At 33.8% G+C, this 2186-nt stretch carries 1 protein-coding gene and 1 pseudogene; one reads left to right on the top strand and one right to left on the bottom strand.

What is annotated here, in order from left to right; all coding sequences use genetic code 11:
• Window positions 1-10: 10 nt before the first annotated feature.
• A pseudogene (locus V7183_RS16825) lies at window positions 11-1060 on the bottom strand (IS4 family transposase); the annotation flags it as partial.
• A 139-nt stretch (window positions 1061-1199) separates the two neighbouring features.
• On the opposite strand from V7183_RS16825, the gene V7183_RS16820 reads away from it, so the two are divergent.
• The gene (locus tag V7183_RS16820; protein WP_335360232.1) at window positions 1200-2111 is read left to right on the top strand and encodes an ATP-binding cassette domain-containing protein; all 912 of its coding nucleotides are present in this window, start codon (window positions 1200-1202) and stop codon (window positions 2109-2111) included.
• The last annotated feature ends 75 nt before the right edge of the window (window positions 2112-2186 follow it).

Below are 2186 nucleotides of genomic sequence, written 5' to 3'. Positions count from 1 at the left end.
CTTATCTGGACACGCCAATCTGCCAACGAAGTGAATACAATGAGTGCACGTTATTCGTTGGTACTCCTTCTAGAGACGTGTTCGTGATATATACATTCATACCCATTAAACGTTTACTTTTATCCTTCATGACAATGCCTTTTTTCTTTTCACGTATCGCTTGATTTTTCAGGCGTGTTTGCGTTTGATCATCGGTTAAACGATGGATAATGACACGTGCTGGAAGCTTCTGATTTTAGCCAATGTATGCCTCGGGGATTTCTATCGTTTCACCTGGGATTAGACCCGACATCATTTGTGTCATATCAAGCTGGATGTATTCTGTTTGCTTTTTTAACGTGCCGTTGTTGAAGTATTCTGGCTCAGGGTTCTTGATATAAATGCGTGTATTCAGCTTCAACCGCGAGATATAGTAAGCCTCTTTATCATGAATAGTTTGTAAGTCTCCTAAATCGAAGTAACCAAGATCACGTAAACACAAATCGCCCGCCTCTACGGTTTCAAGGCAGATGGTACCGTATGTTTTATCATTATTCTTTCCTGGTCTAAGCTGCACGTTAAGAAATTGACCACTAAGTAAATCATATTCCAATTGGATTTTCACGCCTGCCGTATTACTACTCCCGCCTGAACCTTGATAGTTAGTGGCGAAATGATCAGGCAGTTGAAACACTGTCGCATCTAAAATATGGATACGATTGAAAGTAGAGATCATTTGTGCAGAAAGCGAGTGATTTGAACAGAGTTTTTGTGTGAGAAGAGAAGTAAAGACTTCTCGAAGAAATGCGACAGCTGCTGGGTTAAAGCGTTGATTCAATCCTTCTAAGCTCATCAGTACCCCAGTTGAAGCTTCTAACTGACTGCACAATTGTGTAAGTGATGTGCTAGCGATTTCTTGACTGAGCCATACGCAAAGGGCAATGAGTTCGTTTGCTTGATACTTACTAGATCGCTGTACAAAACCAACTTGTTTGGCGATATCTTGTAGGACTATTGGAGATAAAAAGTATTGTAGCTCTTGTGCGAAAAGATTCAGTTCATTTGAAATGATAGGATTCATCAAAAACGCCATCTTTTCTGGATATTTCTACAAAAAGAATAGCGTTTTCTTCTAAGATAAAAAAGTAAAAATATAGTATATTTAATTTATATTTGGTAGATAGTTATTGATAGCCTAATAAATACAAAGGGGTAAGTATATGAAATATGTACTAGAAACAGCTGATTTAATAAAAATTTACGAATCAAAAACCGTAGTCGATTCCATATCATTGCATATAAAAAAAGGTGAAGTTTATGGTTTATTAGGTGAGAATGGTGCTGGAAAAACAACAACAATTAGAATGATTATGGGTCTATTAAAACCAACAAGTGGAGACATATATATATTTGGAAATAAGCTAGATATTAATAATCGTTCCTTTTTGGGGAATATCGGATCGATTATAGAATATCCAGGTTTTTATGGGAATTTAAGTGCTAATGATAATTTGAAAATCAGTAGTAATTACATGGGAGTTAAAGATTCTAAGGCCATCGACCGTGTTTTAAATATAGTTAATTTGCAAAACGTCCAGCATCAAAAAGTAAAGAATTTCTCTTTAGGAATGAAACAGCGATTAGGGATTGCTCGTTCGTTATTACATAATCCTGATTTATTATTATTAGATGAACCAACTAATGGCCTAGATCCAGCTGGAATTAAAGAAATAAGAGAACTACTCATTGAATTAGCTAAAGAGCATCAAAAAACAATTTTAGTATCTAGTCATATACTTAGTGAAGTACAACAATTAGCAGATAAAATTGGGATTATACACGAGGGGAAACTCTTAGAAGAAAGTTCTATGGATAAATTTGAAAAATATATAAGGATTAAGGTTAACAATATTAATAAATGTATTGGAATTTTAAAAGAAAATATAAAAGATTTAGATTATCGATTTTCTAATACAGATATTCTGATAAATCATTTTGAAGGAAATACTGCAGAATTAAATAAATTATTAAATTTTGCAGGAATCGATGTTTATGAAATTGTAACCGTAAAACAAACATTAGAGGATTATTTCATGCAAATAACAGGAGGGATTAATCAGTGCAATCGATAATAAAATCTGAACTTATTAAATTCAAAGGTTCTAAATTAATATATATTACTACCGCGTTGCAATTGATTCCTATAT

This window comes from Bacillus sp. JJ1127 (genome assembly GCF_036965845.1).
Classification (GTDB): domain Bacteria; phylum Bacillota; class Bacilli; order Bacillales; family Bacillaceae_G; genus Bacillus_A.
The sequence above is the reverse complement of the archived record's forward strand: the minus strand, read 5'-3'. Positions and strand labels throughout refer to the sequence as shown.